This window comes from Stutzerimonas kunmingensis (assembly GCF_014764705.1).
Classification (GTDB): domain Bacteria; phylum Pseudomonadota; class Gammaproteobacteria; order Pseudomonadales; family Pseudomonadaceae; genus Stutzerimonas.
Genome location: NZ_JACXXG010000002.1, coordinates 333,099 through 348,156, shown reverse-complemented (window position 1 = coordinate 348,156; position 15,058 = coordinate 333,099). Strand labels below are relative to the sequence as shown.

The following is a 15,058-nucleotide window of genomic DNA, read 5'->3' as shown; positions in this document are numbered from 1 at the left end:
AACTCTCGAATAAACGAGTGTTGCTTTGTGATGCTGATAATCTATCTGACCATCAGTCTTACATTCACAAGCACCCACACGAATTGCTTGATTCAGTTGTTAAAGAGCGTTTCGATCAAGTCTTTCGTCTCAACCGAGGCCGCGCATTCTACAGCAGCCCTGTTACCTGTCAAGCTGTTTTTGAAGAAGTTTTTCTTTCTTCTCAACCGCTTGCGCTTCAGATCAACTTGCGTCTCTCGTCAGCGGGAGGCGAATCATACAGCGTTCAAATCCGCTGTCAACCGCCTCCGATCAACCCGACCGAAGCCACCAACAGGATTCAACCACCACCCTGCCAGCCCGGCGCATTCTACTCGAATCCGCCATCCGTGCAACCCTTTTATTTCGCTAACCTTTTGATTTACAAGAGGTTTTGCTTAAGGACTGCGCCGGAAGTGGTGCGCATTATAGGAGCCTGAAAATCAACGTCAACCGTTTATTTCAGTTTTATTCTGCCTTGAGGGAAATACGCGCGAACGACTTCTTTCCAGCCTGACAAACATGGGTCGCGCCAAGCCTGAATACGAAACCACGATCCACTACCTGCCCGTCAACACGGACACCGCTAGAACCCAGCAAGTCACGCGCGACAGCTGCATTCTTGACCAGCGCCGCCTTATTAAGGACCGACGCAATGGGCATGTCCTGATCAGAGACCAGTTCGATTTCCGGAAGGTCTTCGGGAAGCTCACCCTCCTTCATCCGATTACCCGCAGAACGATGCGCAGCCGCAGCCGCTTCGTCCCCATGGAAACGCGCAACGATCTCCTCGGCCAACTTGATCTTGATATCCCGGGGATTGGATCCCCGCTCGACATCAGCACGAAACTCATCGAGCTCACCCTGCGACCGGAAGCTGAGCAGCTCGAAGTACCGCCACATGAGCGAATCAGGGATCGAGACCAACTTGCTATACATGACGCCTGGTGCTTCTTGGATCCCAACGTAATTGCCAAGGGACTTGGACATCTTCTTCACTCCATCCAGCCCCTCAAGCAACGGCATGGTCACCACGCACTGCGAGGCCTGACCGTACGACCGCTGAAGCTCACGCCCCATAAGCAAGTTGAATTTCTGGTCAGTCCCTCCGAGTTCTATGTCAGCCCTCAACGCAACCGAGTCATACCCCTGGACGAGCGGATAGAGGAACTCATGGATGGCTATCGGCTGGTTCGTGGAGTAGCGCTTACTGAAATCATCACGCTCAAGCATACGAGCGACAGTATATTGAGAAGCTAGACGGATAAAGTCGGCTGGGGTCAGCTTGTCCATCCAGGTTGAATTGAACGCCACCTCGGTCTTTGCGGGATCCAGTATCTTAAAAACCTGGGACTTGTAAGTTTCGGCGTTCTCGAGGACCTGCTCCCTAGTCAAAGGGGGCCGTGTGGCGCTTTTGCCACTTGGATCACCAATCATTCCCGTGAAATCCCCTATAAGGAAGATCACCTGATGCCCCAAGTCCTGAAGCTGGCGCATCTTATTAATGAGCACGGTATGCCCGAGATGAAGATCGGGAGCGGTAGGGTCGAATCCCGCTTTGACGCGCAACGGCTCGCCTCGCTCAAGCTTAGTGACCAGCTCCGATTCGACGAGCACCTCATCAGCGCCCCGTTTGATCACCGACAGTTGCTCTTCAACCGACTTCATGGCAAGCCCCGTACCATTATTAAAGGGCGACAACCTTACAAGATCGACGGCCGATTACAAGCAGCGCGCTTGTACCGACCAGCAGCTCAGCAGCCACAAGGGTTGCCTCCGATGCGCTTTGCTTATATTTTAGACAGTTATTTCCCGTGCAAAAATATGCCAGAAGCCCAATGATGCCTTCCAAATCAAAAGCTCCGAACTACCCCAAGAGCCATCTTCTGGCTGCCAGTGGTGTAGCTGCGCTGCTGAGCCTGGCGCTGCTTGTATTCCCATCACGTGAAGTCGAGGCGAAGAAGACCTTCATTGACTTGAAGCTCGAGTCCTCCTCTGGACAAATTGTCGTCGAGCCCGGCGACAGCCAACCAGGCCTGGTCGAGTCTCCCTTCGCTGCAACTGCCGCGCTGGGCACATCATCCGAGGCCAAGAATGCTGAGCTACTGGAAGAAGAGGAGCTCACCCAGGCCCCCGCTCCAGAGTCAGACTCTCTGACGAAGACCGTGGTCGTGGCCAATGGGGATACGCTATCGACAGTATTTTCCAAAGTGGGCCTTTCCCCATCCGTCATGCATACCGTCCTGTCGAGCAGCAAGGATGCCAAACAGTTTTCCCGCTTGAAGATCGGCCAGTCCCTTGAGTTTCAACTGACTGAGCAAGGCGGGCTAGCCGGCCTACGCAGCAAACTCAACAGCCTGGAAACGCTGGCGCTAGAGAAGACACCTGACGGTTATTCATTCAGAAAAGAACAGATCAAGCCCGAAATCAGCTCCGTATACGCTCGCGGTGAGATTGATAGCAGTCTGTTTCTAGCCGCGAAGCGCGCGGGCCTCAGCCATAACCTGACTATGGATCTGGCCAACGTATTTGGCTACGACATCGACTTTGCACTCGACATTCGCAAAGGCGACAGCTTCGAAGTTATTTATGAAGAGAAGACCGTAGAGGGGCAACGCGTCGGTACCGGCAATATCCTCGCGGCACGATTTACCAATCGGGGCAAAACCTATTCCGCCGTTCGTTACACCAATAAGGATGGAGCCACCAGCTATTACAATGCTGACGGTACCAGCATGCGCAAAGCATTCATCCGAACGCCAGTAGACTTTGCACGTATCAGCTCTCGCTTTTCCAATGGTCGCAAACATCCGATCCTGAACAAGATCCGAGCGCACAAAGGGGTTGATTATGCAGCCCCGCACGGGACGCCGATCAAAAGCGCCGGTGACGGCAAAGTACTGCTTGCCGGGCGCAAGGGTGGCTATGGCAACACGGTGATCATCCAGCACGGCCAGCGCTACCGCACCCTCTATGCGCACATGCAAGGTTTTGCCAAAGGTGTGCGTAATGGATCCGCTGTAAAGCAAGGTCAGATCATTGGCTACATCGGCACCACCGGCCTTTCCACCGGCCCGCATCTGCATTATGAGTTCCAGGTCGACGGCGTTCATGTCGATCCGCTAGGCCTGAAACTACCGATGGCAGATCCGATCGCTCGCAACGAAAAGCAGCGCTTCATGCAACTGAGCCAGCCTCTGATGGCACGGATGGACGAAGAGAAGGCCACCGTATTGGCCCTCAACCAGCAGTAATCGTGGCTCTTTATCTGGGAGTGATGTCCGGCACCAGTCTTGATGGCCTGGACATCGCGCTCATCGAGCAGACCACCCGCACTCGGCTAATAGCCACCCGCTTTCAGGAAATGCCTGCCAAGCTAAAGCAAGACCTACTCGCCTTGTGCTCGTCTGGGCGGGACGAGCTGAAGCGCGCAGCTATTGCTGAGAACCAGTGGGCTACGCTCGCAGCAGAAACGGTTGATCAGCTGCTCACCGAACAGCAGCTTGCCCCGCAGTCGATACGCGCTATTGGCAGCCACGGTCAAACTATCAGGCATGAACCCCATCTCGGGTTCACGATTCAAATCGGCAACCCCGCTCTATTGGCAGAATTGACCGGCATAACCGTGGTTGGGGATTTTCGCCGACGCGACGTTGCTGCCGGCGGACATGGCGCACCGCTCGTGCCCGCTTTCCACGAATCCATCTTTGGCAATTCCCAGCGAGTCCGCGCGATTCTGAACATCGGGGGATTCAGCAATCTCAGCATTCTATATCCGGGCAACCCTACCCATGGCTTCGATTGTGGGCCCGGCAACGTCCTGATGGACGCCTGGATTCAGCGCCACAAGTGTTTGGCATACGACCGCAACGGCGATTGGGCGACAACCGGCATCGTGGATGAGGACCTACTCACCTTGATGCTCAACGAAGAGTTTTTCAAAACTCAGGGACCCAAAAGCACCGGACGCGAGCTTTTCAACCTGGCCTGGCTGGATAGACTTCTCGCTGAACGGAAATATCTGCAGCCTGCAGATGTCCAGGCGACGCTGCTCGAACTTACTGCGAGGAGCATAGCCGAGTCACTCATCGCCACTCAGCTGAACGTTGAGGAATTGCTTGTCTGCGGTGGTGGGGCGCATAACGCTGCGCTGATGCGAAGGTTACAGGTGCTAGCCCCGACCTGTGAGGTCAAAAGCACAGACAGCGAAGGGGTGCCGGCAGACTGGGTGGAGGCGATGGCATTTGCATGGTTGGCCCACTGCTGCCTGGAAGGCATCCCGGCAAATCGTCCCGCGGTCACTGGCGCACGGGGCTCTCGAATCCTTGGCGCCATCTATCCCGCTTGATGCCAGAAACGGAAACGCCGTGCAGTGCACGGCGCTTCGAGGCCAAAGACATCAGATAGAAAACGACTGTCCGCAACCACAGGTAGTCGTCGCGTTTGGATTCTTGATCACGAAACGAGAGCCTTCCAGCCCTTCTTGGTAGTCCACTTCTGCACCAGCCAAGTACTGGTAGCTCATGGGGTCGACCACGAGACTTACGCCCTCTCGCTCGATGATCGTATCGTCGTCGGCCACATCTTCATCGAAAGTAAAGCCGTACTGGAAACCCGAGCAGCCGCCTCCAGTGACGAAGACCCGCAGCTTCAAGCGCGGATTGCCTTCCTCATCGACCAAGCTCTTCACCTTGCTTGCCGCCCCCTGACTGAACTGGATGGCGGTGGGCGTGAAGGATTCGACACTCATTGGTTTCTCCTGGCGTGAAACGCCCTACTGCATTGACGGTGCATTATCGGCTTTCCTGACAAAACCGGTCAACTATTCGACCAGCTTCAGCGCCCCGATGTGAAAACCGGTTTATGGCAGGAGCGCCACATTTCCAAGCCCCAGTTTTTCATTCAGATCGAACAGGATATTCATATTCTGGATCGCCTGGCCGGATGCGCCTTTCACCAGGTTGTCGATCACGGACAGCACGACCACCAGGTCACCGTCATGCGGACGATGTACGGCAATGCGGCAAACGTTAGCGCCACGCACGCTACGTGTCTCCGGATGACTGCCGGCCGGCATCACATCGACGAACGGCTCGTTGGCATAACGGCGCTCATAAAGGCGCTGCAGATCCACGGAAGTATCGGCAACGGTGGCGTACAGCGTCGCGTGGATACCACGGATCATCGGAGTCAGGTGCGGAACAAAAGTCAGCCCGACGTCACCTTGCGCGGCTCGGCGCAGACCTTGACTGATCTCCGGCAGATGTCGGTGCCCTTTGACCGCATACGCCATCATGCTTTCGCCAGCCTCGGTGAACAGGGAGCCGATCTTCGCTGCGCGCCCGGCACCGCTGACGCCCGACTTGCAATCCGCAATCAAGCGCGAGGCATCTGCAAGACCATTTTCAAGCAGCGGTAGAAAGCCCAGCTGGGTAGCGGTCGGGTAACAGCCAGGAACGGCAATCAGGCGTGCCTTTCTGATCTGCTCGCGATTGACTTCAGGCAGTCCGTACACGGCCTCAGCGAGCAGTTCAGGCGCACCGTGAGCCTGCCCGTACCATTTCGCCCACTCTTCGGCATCCTGCAGGCGGAAATCAGCGGACAAATCAATGACTCGGGTTCCGGCTGCCAGCAACTCGCCAGCAAGTGCGTGGGCGACGCCATGAGGGGTCGCGAAGAACACCACGTCGCATCCACCCAATGTTGCTGCGTCCGGAACACTGAAAGCGAGGTCGTCGTAGTGGCCTCGCAGATTGGGGTACATGTCGGTGACCTTCACCCCATCCTCAGAGCGGGAGGTGATGACAGCCACTTCGGCCTGCGGATGCTGAGCAAGCAGGCGCAGCAATTCGACGCCCGTATAGCCTGTGCCGCCAACGATACCGACCTTGATCATGACCTGCCCTCAACTGGAAACGTAAAAGCGCGATGATAAAGCTGCTTTGATCGCGGGCCAACCGCCGGGATGACGGGGGCGAACGCAGCCACTACTATCGACGCATTCGCCCCCGCAGGATTCCATAGATGCTCTACCTTTGGCTCAAAGCACTGCACATCATCGCCGTCGTCTGCTGGTTCGCCGGACTTTTCTATCTTCCTCGCCTGTTCGTTTATCACGCGATGAGTGAGGATGAGCTCAGTCGAGAGCGCTTCAAGATCATGGAGCGTAAGCTTTACCGCGGCATCATGCTTCCTTCCATGATCGCCACGCTGGTGTTTGGCATATGGATGGTCATTCTGAATCCCGGTTTGTTCGGTACAGGCGGCTGGCTTCACGCCAAGTTGGCGCTGGTCCTTGTATTGGTCGGCTATCACCACGTATGCGGCGCACAACTGAAGCGGTTTGCTCGTGACGAGAACATTCGCGGGCACGTGTTCTATCGCTGGTTCAATGAGGTCCCGGTCCTGTTTCTGCTGGCCATCGTGATCCTTGTCGTCGTCAGGCCCTTCTGAGCTGGCCGACAGCTGATCAGTTGAGTTCGCGAGCATTGTGTTACCTGACTCGGAAACCGGAGCATACGTTGTTGTATCCGCTGTTCCTCCCCCCTAATCTGCCGCAACCATCCCTGTGACACGGACGCCACATGCAACAATCTCAATTCAAAATCGTCTTCACCGGCGAACTTATGCCCGACATGCCGCTCGATGCGGTAAAGGCAAACCTGGCCGTTCTGTTCAAGACCGACCCAAGCAAGGTCGAGCGATTGTTCAGTGGCCAGGCGGCCGTGATCAAAAGCAAGCTGAGCAGCCAGGAAGCCGACAAGTACATCGGCGCGCTGCACCGCGCGGGCGCCAGGGCATACAAAGAGCCTGAGCACACCAGCCCCACCCTGAGCCTTGTGCAGACGGATGAAGAACTGGCGGCGGCCCAAGGCGACAACCCACCTACCGCGCTCATGACATGTCCTAAATGCGGGCACGCACAAAGCCACGCCAATGAGTGCAGTATGTGCGGCATCATCATCGAGAAGTATCTGGCGCGTCAGGCGCAGCTTCATGAGAGTGCTGCGCCTCAGGGCGCCAGCGCAACGGTGTCACCTTACGCCCCGCCTTCTGCAAACGTCAGCGAAGCAATGCCTCGACATGGCGACCTCAAGCCTTTTTCCGTCACTGGCCGGATTGGCCGTCTGCGTTATCTAGCGTGGTCACTGGTGATCATGTTCGCGGCCACGGGCTTGTTCGGTGTCGCCGCAATCATGATGGCAATCTCCAGCACGATGGGGCTCATCTGCATGGGCTTGATCGGCATCGGCATGCTCGTGGTCAGCGTGCAGATCGGCGTTCAGCGCCTGCATGACTTCGGCTGGTCCGGCTGGCTGATCCTGCTCAATCTGGTCCCGGTGCTGGGCAGCCTGTTTCCCTTCGTCATGCTGCTGATGCCGGGGAGTCGGGAAGTCAATCGCTATGGTTCGCCACCACCGCCCAACAGCCGGTCGGTGAAGATCCTCGCCGCGCTGTGGCTGCTGTTGATCATCTCCGGCCTAGTGGCGGCGCTGACCATCCCCGCGCTGGTGGAAATGCGTCAGGGAGCCGGCTTCTAGCTGCTGAAGCAGACCCTCAATCGGCTTGTACCGTGCGCCCCCTTGCCCACTCCCGCAGTGCATCGAGGCGCTCGGCCATGACAACCGACAACGGCGATGTTGCACGAATGCAGTCGAGCAGCATCGCTTGATCGACATCCCGTTGCTGGGCCTGGCCGGCATAAACCGCGCTGACCACCACCTGCTCGATCTCGGCGCCGGAGAAACCATCACTCGACCCGGCCAGCACCATCAGCCCCATATCATCAGGTTGCAGTTCGCGTCGCGTGAGATGGATGCGGAAGATATCCGCACGCGTCGCGAGATCTGGCAAATCCACGAAGAAGAGTTCGTCGAATCGCCCCTTTCGCAGCAGCTCTGCAGGCAGCCGATCGATGGCGTTTGCCGTAGCCACCATGAATACCGGCGCGGTACGCTCGGCCATCCACGTCAGCAGGGTGCCCAGTACCCGCTGGCTTACGCCGCCATCCATATCGCCGGTCGCCAAACCTTTTTCGATCTCGTCCATCCACAAAACGCAAGGCGCCATCTGTTCCGCGAGGGTCAGCGCTTCACGCAGGTTACGCTCGGTTTCACCGAAATACTTGTTGTACAAGCAGGCGAAATCCAACCGCAGCAACGGCAGCCCCCACAGACCGGCGACCGCCTTGGCGGCGAGGCTCTTGCCGCCACCTTGCACCCCGACCAGCATCACGCCGCGCGGTAGATCATCGCCCTGACCATCCAGAAACGCGCCCTGCCGCTCCGCCAACCAACGTTTGAAATTGGCCAGACCACCCACCTCCGCGAAGCGGGCCGTCTCGTATTCGAACCCCAGCACCCCATCGAGATCCAGCAGCTGAAACTTGCTGCGATTGAGCTCGGGAAGATCCTCCTGGGTGATCGCACCGTCATCACAGATGACATTGCGTGCCAGCGCCCGCGCCTCTGCATGGCTCAGGCCACGCAGATTCTTCACCACCTGCTGCAACGTGCGATTGTCGGTGCGAACGCGAGCACCGCGATTACGCTCGCTCCAGCGGGTGGCTTCCTCGCGGACAATGGCAAGCAGCTCTTCCTCGGACGGCAGCGAAAGGCTGAAGCGTGCAGCGTAGCGTTGCACTTCAGGCGGCAGCTTGAGCGCATGCGACACCAGCACGAGGGTCGGCGCCACAGGCGCTTCACTCATCGCAATGTCCTTCAGCAGCCGCACCAACTTCGGCTCATCGAGAAACGGATGCAGATCGCAGAAGACGTACAGGTTCGCCCGGGGATCGTGCTTCACCAGTTTCAGCGCCACGTCCGGCGCGCAGCTTTCCTCGCCGCCCTGCAGCTCGCCGCCAAAGGACAGATGGCGCACCCCCTCGGTCGCCGACCACAGGTAGAAGCCCAAGCCTTGGCGCATGGCAAGCCCCGTCAGCGTCTCGAGCACTCTGCGCTCGTCCCAGGACTCAACCAGCACCAGTCGGACTCTCGAATCCAGAACCAAACCCAGATCATGAATATCGTTCTTCACATCACCTCCCTGTACAGCCTCACCACGGCTCATATGCCCTGATACACTGTTTGACCGACGCTCTCCCGGAGAACCGCCATGGATTGTCTGTTTTGCAAGATCGTGGACGGGGAAATTCCCGCACGCAAGCTTTACGAGGACGATCAGGTTATCGCCTTCCACGACATCGCGGCTCAGGCCCCGGTGCACTTTCTGGTGATTCCGAAGAAACATATCGCCACCTTGCACGACCTGAACGAGGAGCACGACAAGGCGCTCGCCGGGCATATCCTCTTGACTGCGCAACGCCTGGCCACAGAGCAAGGGTGTCACGACGGTTTTCGCGTGGTGATGAACTGCAACGACCTAGGCGGGCAGACGGTCAACCATATTCACATGCACGTACTCGGTCAGCGGCAGATGCATTGGCCGCCAGGCTGATAGCCAAGCGCCCAACCTGCAGCCTCATCCACTGCCCGTGGCTTCAACCTGTTCTGGAGGACATATGACCAGCCAACGCCACTACTCCCCAGCTGACCGCTTGCTGATGCAGGCCGATTCGGCCCTGCGCACGCTGTTGCCTTTCAGTGGCCAGCCAGCACGCCTGTCGCCGGCGGTATTGAAGAACGAGGCCGAACTCAGCGAGAGCGAGACCCGCCACGTTGCCGGCCTGATGCGCATCAACCACACCGGCGAAGTCTGCGCCCAGGCGCTGTACCAGGGCCAGGCCCTGACGGCTCGCCTCCCGCAGGTACGTCGGGCGATGGAACAGGCGGCGGATGAGGAAATCGACCATCTGGCCTGGTGTGAACAACGCATCCGCCAGTTGGGCAGCCACACCAGCGTGCTCAATCCGCTTTTCTACGGGCTATCGTTCGGGATTGGCGCCACGGCCGGTCTGATCAGCGATCGCATCAGTCTGGGCTTCGTCGCTGCTACTGAAGATCAGGTCTGCAAGCACCTGGACGAGCATCTTGGCCAGCTGCCGGCAAGCGACGACAAATCCCGCGCCATTCTCGAGCAGATGCGCGAGGACGAGCAGCAGCACTCCACCGCCGCCATCGAGGCCGGCGGCCTGCGATTTCCAGCCCCGGTCAAATTCGGCATGAGCCTGGTATCCAAGGTCATGACCAAGGCGACTTATCGCATCTGACGTTTGCCACGAAAAGGGCGCCGAAGCGCCCTTATCAATGACAATGCTGCTGAAGCCTACGCATGACGCGGCATGTTGCGCGCGTAGAAAATTTCCAGCATCTCGTGACGCAACCGCTTCTCGACCTGCTTGCGCTGCTCCGGCGAAAGATTGCTGGTCGCATCGCCGAACAGATAATTCTCCAGCTCGAAGTCCTTGAGCAGCATCTTGGTGTGGAACAGATTCTCCTGGTACACATTCACATCGGTCATCTGATAGACCGAGCGCGTGTCATCAGACAGGTAGTTCTGGATCGAGTTGATCTCGTGATCAATGAAGTGCTTCTTGCCCTCGACATCGCGGGTAAAACCGCGCACTCGATAATCCACGGTGACGATATCCGAATCGAACTGGTGGATCAGATAGTTGAGCGCCTTCAGCGGCGAGATAACGCCGCAGGTTGAAACATCGATATCGACGCGGAACGTGGCAATGCCGTCCACCGGATGTATTTCCGGGTAGGTATGCACGGTGATGTGGCTCTTGTCGAGGTGCGCAAGGATGGTTTCGGGCAGCGGGCCAGGCGACTCCTCGATCTGACTGTCAGTTGGCGTCACCGGCTGTTCGGAGATCAAAATCGTCACGCTAGCGCCCTGCGGCTCGTAATCCTGGCGGGCAATGTTGAGTATGTTGGCACCAATGATGTCTACAACATCGGTCAGAATCTGTGTAAGCCGCTCGGCGTCGTATTCTTCATCGATGTACTGCACATATGCCTGCTGGTCTTCAGACGTCTCGGCATAGCAGATGTCGTAGATGTTGAAGCTCAAGGTCTTGGTCAGATTGTTGAACCCGTGAAGCTTGAGTTTGCTTTTCACCATTGGAAACATTCTCTTGTCGGGGCTCATGCCCGTCGGACACCGAAGCATCTGAGCAGGACGGTAAACACCTCTTCGCGCCGGTGACGGCCGTTATTGCAATGGAATGAATGACACCCGAATCAATCGGGGCTGCGCATGATGCAGAGCGGGAGGCTTTTCGAAAGCGTCACCAGACCCACTCCCATCGATTGAGATAGCCGATAGCGGTCAGTCGAGCTCGACAATCTCGTAAGCATGGCTGATCTCGACGCCGGCACGACCAAGCATGATTGAGGCCGAGCAGTACTTCTCCGCCGAAAGCTCGACCGCGCGCTTGACCTGGGCCTCCTTCAGCGAGCGCCCCTTGACGACGAAACGCAGATGAATCTTGGTAAACACCTTTGGGTCTTCGGATGCACGGTCGGCCTCAACGAAGACTTCGCAACTATCCACAGCCTGCCGCGACTTTTTCAGGATGCTCACTACATCGAAGTTACTGCAGCCACCCAGGCCAAGTAGCAGCATCTCCATGGGGCGTACGCCAAGGTTACGTCCGCCGTTCTCGGGCGGGCCATCCATCACCACGACATGTCCGCTGCCGGACTCGCCAAGGAACATCGCACCGTCGACCCATTGAATGCGCGCTTTCATCGCCAGCTCCAATAAAAACAGGGCGGCTAGCTTAGCATGGGCCTTTAAATCGACAGCGTCACATACGCGACTAAAGGTGCGTTGACCCACACGTTTTCGCCTGTCGCAACTTTGCAACTGCTCCGCCTTGGTCTGTTAAGCTCACGAAAGCTGAATGACAGCCACATATAACAATAATCAGTCTTTATTGAATACATATCCGGGACCCACAGCATGGTAGCTATCTCTCTTACGCCCAAGATAAAGAATATCGACAAGTTGCTCGCGCACTGCCATAGACGGCGGTACACGGCAAAAAGCACGATCATTTACGCTGGCGACCGTTGCGAGTCGCTTTTTTTCATCGTCAAAGGCTCGGTCACCATCCTTATCGAGGATGATGACGGCCGCGAGATGATCATCGCTTACCTGAACGCGGGCGACTTTTTCGGAGAGATGGGGCTTTTCGAAAAGGAAGGTTCGGACAAGGAACGTAGCGCCTGGGTCCGCGCAAAGACCGAGTGCGAAGTGGCCGAGCTGAGTTACGCGAAATTCCGCGAGCTGACCCAGCAGGATCCGGACATTCTCTATGCCCTCGGCAGCCAGATGGCCGAACGCCTGCGCAACACCACGCGCAAGGTCGGAGACCTGGCCTTTCTCGACGTCACCGGCCGCGTCGCGCGCACGCTGCTGGATCTGTGCAAGCAGCCCGACGCCATGACCCATCCGGACGGCATGCAGATCAAGATCACCCGTCAGGAAATCGGTCGCATTGTTGGTTGCTCCCGTGAAATGGTCGGCCGCGTGCTCAAGAGCCTGGAGTCGCAGGGTCTCGTCTACGTCAAAGGCAAGACCATGGTGGTGTTCGGCACCCGCTGACCCTTCAGACCGCTACCTGCCAGCGCGCAATGCGCGGGCAGGCGGTCACTCCGGATCGGCAGCGACAGGGGCCGCACGGCCGCGCGAACGATCAGGGTAGAACAGGCGCTGCAGCTCTACGCCTGGCTGTTCAGCACGCATGAACGCCTCGCCCACCAGAAACGCATACACCTGGTTTATCTCCATCAGCTCGACATCGGCACGATTGAAGATCCCGCTCTCGGTCACCACCAGACGATCCTTTGGAATCCGCGGCAGAAGATCCAGCGTGGTTTCCAGATTGACCTCGAAGGTATGCAGGTTGCGGTTGTTGATGCCCACCAGCGGCGTTTCCAGACGCAGCGCACGTTCGAGTTCGGCAGCGTCGTGCACCTCTACCAGCACATCCAGCCCCTGCTGCTTGGCCACTGCCGCCAGTTCGTGCATGCGGGTATCTTCCAGTGCCGCGACGATCAGCAGGATGCAATCGGCGCCGAGCGCTCGCGCCTCGACCACCTGATACGGGTCGATCATGAAATCCTTGCGGATAACCGGCAGCGAGCAAGCCGCCCGCGCCTGCTGCAGATATTCATCGGCGCCCTGAAAGAAATCGATGTCAGTCAGTACCGACAGGCAGGCAGCGCCCCCGGCCTCGTAGCTCGCAGCAATCTCGGCGGGCAGAAACGGATCGCGAATGACCCCTTTACTCGGCGATGCCTTCTTCACCTCAGCGATAACCGCAGGCTCCTTGCTGCGCACCCGGCGCTCCAGCGCCGCAGCGAAGCCGCGCGCCGGATCGGCCAGCGCCGCACGCTGCTCAAGCTCGCTTAGTTCGACCTTGCGGCTGCGCTGGGCAACCTCCTCGAACTTGCGTGCGATAATCTTCTCCAGCACGGTCGGCACGCTCATTTCTGGTTCTCCTGCTTGAACACTGCGGTGAAGGAAACCAGTTCCTCCAGCTTGTCACGCGCCAGTCCGGTGCTGAGCGCATCGTGCGCCATCTCGACACCCTGCTTCAGGCTGCTCGCCAGATCGGCTGCGTAAAGCGCAGCGCCAGCGTTGAGCACGATCATGTCGGCAGCCTTCTGCCCGTTCTCGCTCTGCCGACGCCCCAGCGCATCGCGGATCAAGGCCAGCGAGCCCTGAGCGTCCTCTACGTTCAGGCCGATCAAACTCTGGCTTTTGATGCCAAAGTCCTCGGGCTGAATACTGTATTCACGGATCTCACCATCCTTCAGCTCGGCAACATGCGTCGGCGCAGCCAGACTGATCTCGTCCAGCCCATCCTGCGCATGCACCACCAGCACATGCTTGCTGCCCAGACGCGCCAGCACCTCCGCCATGGGCCGGCACAATGCCTTGCTGAACACACCAAGCACCTGATGGCGGACGCCGGCCGGGTTGGCCATTGGCCCCAGCATGTTGAACAGCGTCCGCAGGCCGAGTTCGCGGCGCGGGCCGGCCGCGTGCTTCATGGCGCCATGATGTGCCGGGGCGAACATAAAGCCGACGCCGACCGTATCGACACTGCGCGCCACCTGCTCGGGCGTCAGGTCGAGAAAGACCCCGGCCGCCTCGAGCAGGTCGGCGCTGCCGCTCTTGCCGGATACCGCGCGGTTACCGTGCTTGGCGACCTTGCCGCCAGCGGCCGCAACGACGAACGAGGCGGCAGTGGACACGTTGAAGATATTCATCCCATCGCCACCGGTGCCACAGGTGTCGACAAGCTTGTCGGTCTCGAAACGCACCGGAGCGGCAAGCTCACGCATGACCTGCACCGCGCCGACGATCTCGTCGATGGTTTCGCTCTTCATGCGCATGCCCATGAGGAACGCACCGACCTGCGCATCAGTGCATTGACCGGTCATGATCTGGCGCATCACCGCCTGCATCTCTTCGGTGGTCAGGTCGAGCTGACCGACGATGCGGTTGAGGGCTTCCTTGATATCCATCAGCGCACACCTCCGGTCTGCTTCAGAAAATTGGCGAACAGCTCATGGCCCTGTTCTGTGAGGATCGATTCGGGGTGGAACTGCACGCCCTCGATGTTCAGCGTCTTGTGGCGCAAGCCCATGATCTCGTCGACCGAGCCATCGTCCAGCTGGGTCCAGGCTGTGATTTCCAGGGACTCGGGCAACGTTTCGCGCTTGACCACCAGCGAGTGGTAACGGGTGACGGTCAGCGGATTATTGAGCCCGGCGAACACACCCTGGTCATGGTGAAAGACCGGGCTGGTTTTGCCGTGCATGGCCTGGCGGGCGCGCACCACATCGCCACCGAAGGCCTGGCCAATGCTCTGGTGGCCGAGGCAGACGCCGAGAATGGGCAACTTGCCGGCGAAATGACGAATCAGCTCCAGCGACACACCCGCCTCGTTCGGCGTGCACGGGCCGGGCGAGACGACGATGCGCTCCGGATTCAGCGATTCGATCTCGGCCACGCTCAGTTCGTCGTTGCGCACCACTTTCACGTCGGCACCGAGCTCGCCGAGGTATTGCACGACGTTGTAGGTAAAGGAATCGTAGTTATCCAGCATCAACAGCAT

At 58.3% G+C, this 15,058-nt stretch carries 16 protein-coding genes and 1 pseudogene; 8 read left to right on the top strand and 9 right to left on the bottom strand.

What is annotated here, in order from left to right:
* Positions 1 to 458: pseudogene (locus IEG05_RS23215) on the top strand (hypothetical protein); the annotation flags it as partial.
* A 28-nt stretch (positions 459 to 486) separates the two neighbouring features.
* On the opposite strand, the gene tyrS reads toward IEG05_RS23215, so the two are convergent.
* Entirely contained in the window at positions 487 to 1,686 is a 1,200-nt protein-coding gene (tyrS, locus tag IEG05_RS03425; protein WP_046621659.1) for a tyrosine--tRNA ligase, read from the bottom strand.
* A 170-nt stretch (positions 1,687 to 1,856) separates the two neighbouring features.
* Here tyrS and IEG05_RS03420 point away from each other — a divergent pair, with 170 nt between their 5' ends.
* A complete protein-coding gene (locus tag IEG05_RS03420) occupies positions 1,857 to 3,272 on the top strand; it encodes a peptidoglycan DD-metalloendopeptidase family protein (protein WP_191121654.1) in 1,416 nt (471 codons plus the stop codon).
* A 2-nt stretch (positions 3,273 to 3,274) separates the two neighbouring features.
* Complete coding sequence (locus IEG05_RS03415; RefSeq protein WP_191121653.1) at positions 3,275 to 4,366, top strand: anhydro-N-acetylmuramic acid kinase; 1,092 nt, start codon at positions 3,275 to 3,277, stop codon at positions 4,364 to 4,366.
* 51 nt (positions 4,367 to 4,417) lie between these two features.
* On the opposite strand, the gene erpA is transcribed toward IEG05_RS03415, so the two are convergent.
* Together erpA and argC are read right to left on the bottom strand one after the other, a co-directional pair.
* Positions 4,418 to 4,768, bottom strand: a complete 351-nt coding sequence (gene erpA, locus IEG05_RS03410; protein WP_003285497.1) for an iron-sulfur cluster insertion protein ErpA — start codon at positions 4,766 to 4,768, stop codon at positions 4,418 to 4,420.
* Positions 4,769 to 4,879: 111 nt separating this feature from the next.
* A complete protein-coding gene (gene argC / locus IEG05_RS03405; protein ID WP_191121652.1) occupies positions 4,880 to 5,914 on the bottom strand; it encodes an N-acetyl-gamma-glutamyl-phosphate reductase in 1,035 nt (344 codons plus the stop codon).
* A gap of 128 nt (positions 5,915 to 6,042) precedes the next feature.
* Between argC and hemJ the strand changes: the two genes are divergently transcribed.
* Positions 6,043 to 6,471: a protoporphyrinogen oxidase HemJ gene (hemJ, locus tag IEG05_RS03400; protein ID WP_191121651.1), complete on the top strand. Its 429-nt coding sequence runs from the start codon at positions 6,043 to 6,045 to the stop codon at positions 6,469 to 6,471.
* A gap of 131 nt (positions 6,472 to 6,602) precedes the next feature.
* Positions 6,603 to 7,559, top strand: coding sequence for a DUF805 domain-containing protein (locus IEG05_RS03395; protein WP_046621654.1), 957 nt, complete (start codon positions 6,603 to 6,605; stop codon positions 7,557 to 7,559).
* A gap of 16 nt (positions 7,560 to 7,575) precedes the next feature.
* Here the strand turns inward: IEG05_RS03395 and IEG05_RS03390 are convergent, their stop codons facing one another.
* Positions 7,576 to 9,054, bottom strand: a complete 1,479-nt coding sequence (locus tag IEG05_RS03390; RefSeq protein ID WP_046621650.1) for an AAA family ATPase — start codon at positions 9,052 to 9,054, stop codon at positions 7,576 to 7,578.
* 78 nt (positions 9,055 to 9,132) lie between these two features.
* Between IEG05_RS03390 and IEG05_RS03385 the strand changes: the two genes are divergently transcribed.
* Both IEG05_RS03385 and coq7 read left to right on the top strand, forming a co-directional pair.
* Complete coding sequence (locus tag IEG05_RS03385; RefSeq protein WP_046621648.1) at positions 9,133 to 9,474, top strand: histidine triad nucleotide-binding protein; 342 nt, start codon at positions 9,133 to 9,135, stop codon at positions 9,472 to 9,474.
* Between the two features lie 64 nt (positions 9,475 to 9,538).
* Complete coding sequence (coq7, locus tag IEG05_RS03380) at positions 9,539 to 10,186, top strand: 2-polyprenyl-3-methyl-6-methoxy-1,4-benzoquinone monooxygenase (protein WP_046621645.1); 648 nt, start codon at positions 9,539 to 9,541, stop codon at positions 10,184 to 10,186.
* A 56-nt stretch (positions 10,187 to 10,242) separates the two neighbouring features.
* Here the strand turns inward: coq7 and speD are convergent, their stop codons facing one another.
* Positions 10,243 to 11,043 (bottom strand): adenosylmethionine decarboxylase, encoded by an 801-nt coding sequence (gene speD, locus IEG05_RS03375; protein ID WP_031297947.1) that lies wholly within the window; start codon positions 11,041 to 11,043, stop codon positions 10,243 to 10,245.
* Positions 11,044 to 11,253: 210 nt separating this feature from the next.
* Positions 11,254 to 11,676, bottom strand: a complete 423-nt coding sequence (locus IEG05_RS03370) for an OsmC family protein (RefSeq protein ID WP_014821655.1) — start codon at positions 11,674 to 11,676, stop codon at positions 11,254 to 11,256.
* A gap of 213 nt (positions 11,677 to 11,889) precedes the next feature.
* Here IEG05_RS03370 and crp point away from each other — a divergent pair, with 213 nt between their 5' ends.
* Entirely contained in the window at positions 11,890 to 12,534 is a 645-nt protein-coding gene (gene crp / locus IEG05_RS03365) for a cAMP-activated global transcriptional regulator CRP (protein ID WP_026006489.1), read from the top strand.
* A gap of 45 nt (positions 12,535 to 12,579) precedes the next feature.
* Here crp and trpC read toward each other — a convergent pair whose 3' ends face one another.
* From trpC to IEG05_RS03350, 3 genes are read right to left on the bottom strand one after another with little or no spacing between them, the layout of a single operon-like run.
* Entirely contained in the window at positions 12,580 to 13,422 is an 843-nt protein-coding gene (gene trpC, locus IEG05_RS03360) for an indole-3-glycerol phosphate synthase TrpC (protein ID WP_046621639.1), read from the bottom strand.
* The gene (gene trpD / locus IEG05_RS03355) at positions 13,419 to 14,465 is read right to left on the bottom strand and encodes an anthranilate phosphoribosyltransferase (RefSeq protein WP_046621636.1); all 1,047 of its coding nucleotides are present in this window, start codon (positions 14,463 to 14,465) and stop codon (positions 13,419 to 13,421) included. Before trpD ends, trpC begins: the two co-directional genes overlap by 4 nt.
* The gene (locus IEG05_RS03350; protein WP_191121650.1) at positions 14,465 to 15,058 is read right to left on the bottom strand and encodes an aminodeoxychorismate/anthranilate synthase component II; all 594 of its coding nucleotides are present in this window, start codon (positions 15,056 to 15,058) and stop codon (positions 14,465 to 14,467) included. Before IEG05_RS03350 ends, trpD begins: the two co-directional genes overlap by 1 nt.

What these genes read in the sequence shown, in the direction of transcription:
- tyrS (WP_046621659.1), bottom strand. Translation starts at nt 1,686, where the DNA reads ATGAAGTCGGTTGAAGAGCAACTGTCGGTGATCAAACGGGGCGCTGAT.
- IEG05_RS03420 (WP_191121654.1), top strand. Translation starts at nt 1,857, where the DNA reads ATGATGCCTTCCAAATCAAAAGCTCCGAACTACCCCAAGAGCCATCTT.
- erpA (WP_003285497.1), bottom strand. Translation starts at nt 4,768, where the DNA reads ATGAGTGTCGAATCCTTCACGCCCACCGCCATCCAGTTCAGTCAGGGG.
- argC (WP_191121652.1), bottom strand. Translation starts at nt 5,914, where the DNA reads ATGATCAAGGTCGGTATCGTTGGCGGCACAGGCTATACGGGCGTCGAA.
- hemJ (WP_191121651.1), top strand. Translation starts at nt 6,043, where the DNA reads ATGCTCTACCTTTGGCTCAAAGCACTGCACATCATCGCCGTCGTCTGC.
- IEG05_RS03395 (WP_046621654.1), top strand. Translation starts at nt 6,603, where the DNA reads ATGCAACAATCTCAATTCAAAATCGTCTTCACCGGCGAACTTATGCCC.
- IEG05_RS03385 (WP_046621648.1), top strand. Translation starts at nt 9,133, where the DNA reads ATGGATTGTCTGTTTTGCAAGATCGTGGACGGGGAAATTCCCGCACGC.
- coq7 (WP_046621645.1), top strand. Translation starts at nt 9,539, where the DNA reads ATGACCAGCCAACGCCACTACTCCCCAGCTGACCGCTTGCTGATGCAG.
- IEG05_RS03370 (WP_014821655.1), bottom strand. Translation starts at nt 11,676, where the DNA reads ATGAAAGCGCGCATTCAATGGGTCGACGGTGCGATGTTCCTTGGCGAG.
- crp (WP_026006489.1), top strand. Translation starts at nt 11,890, where the DNA reads ATGGTAGCTATCTCTCTTACGCCCAAGATAAAGAATATCGACAAGTTG.
- trpC (WP_046621639.1), bottom strand. Translation starts at nt 13,422, where the DNA reads ATGAGCGTGCCGACCGTGCTGGAGAAGATTATCGCACGCAAGTTCGAG.
- trpD (WP_046621636.1), bottom strand. Translation starts at nt 14,465, where the DNA reads ATGGATATCAAGGAAGCCCTCAACCGCATCGTCGGTCAGCTCGACCTG.
- IEG05_RS03350 (WP_191121650.1), bottom strand. Translation starts at nt 15,058, where the DNA reads ATGCTGTTGATGCTGGATAACTACGATTCCTTTACCTACAACGTCGTG.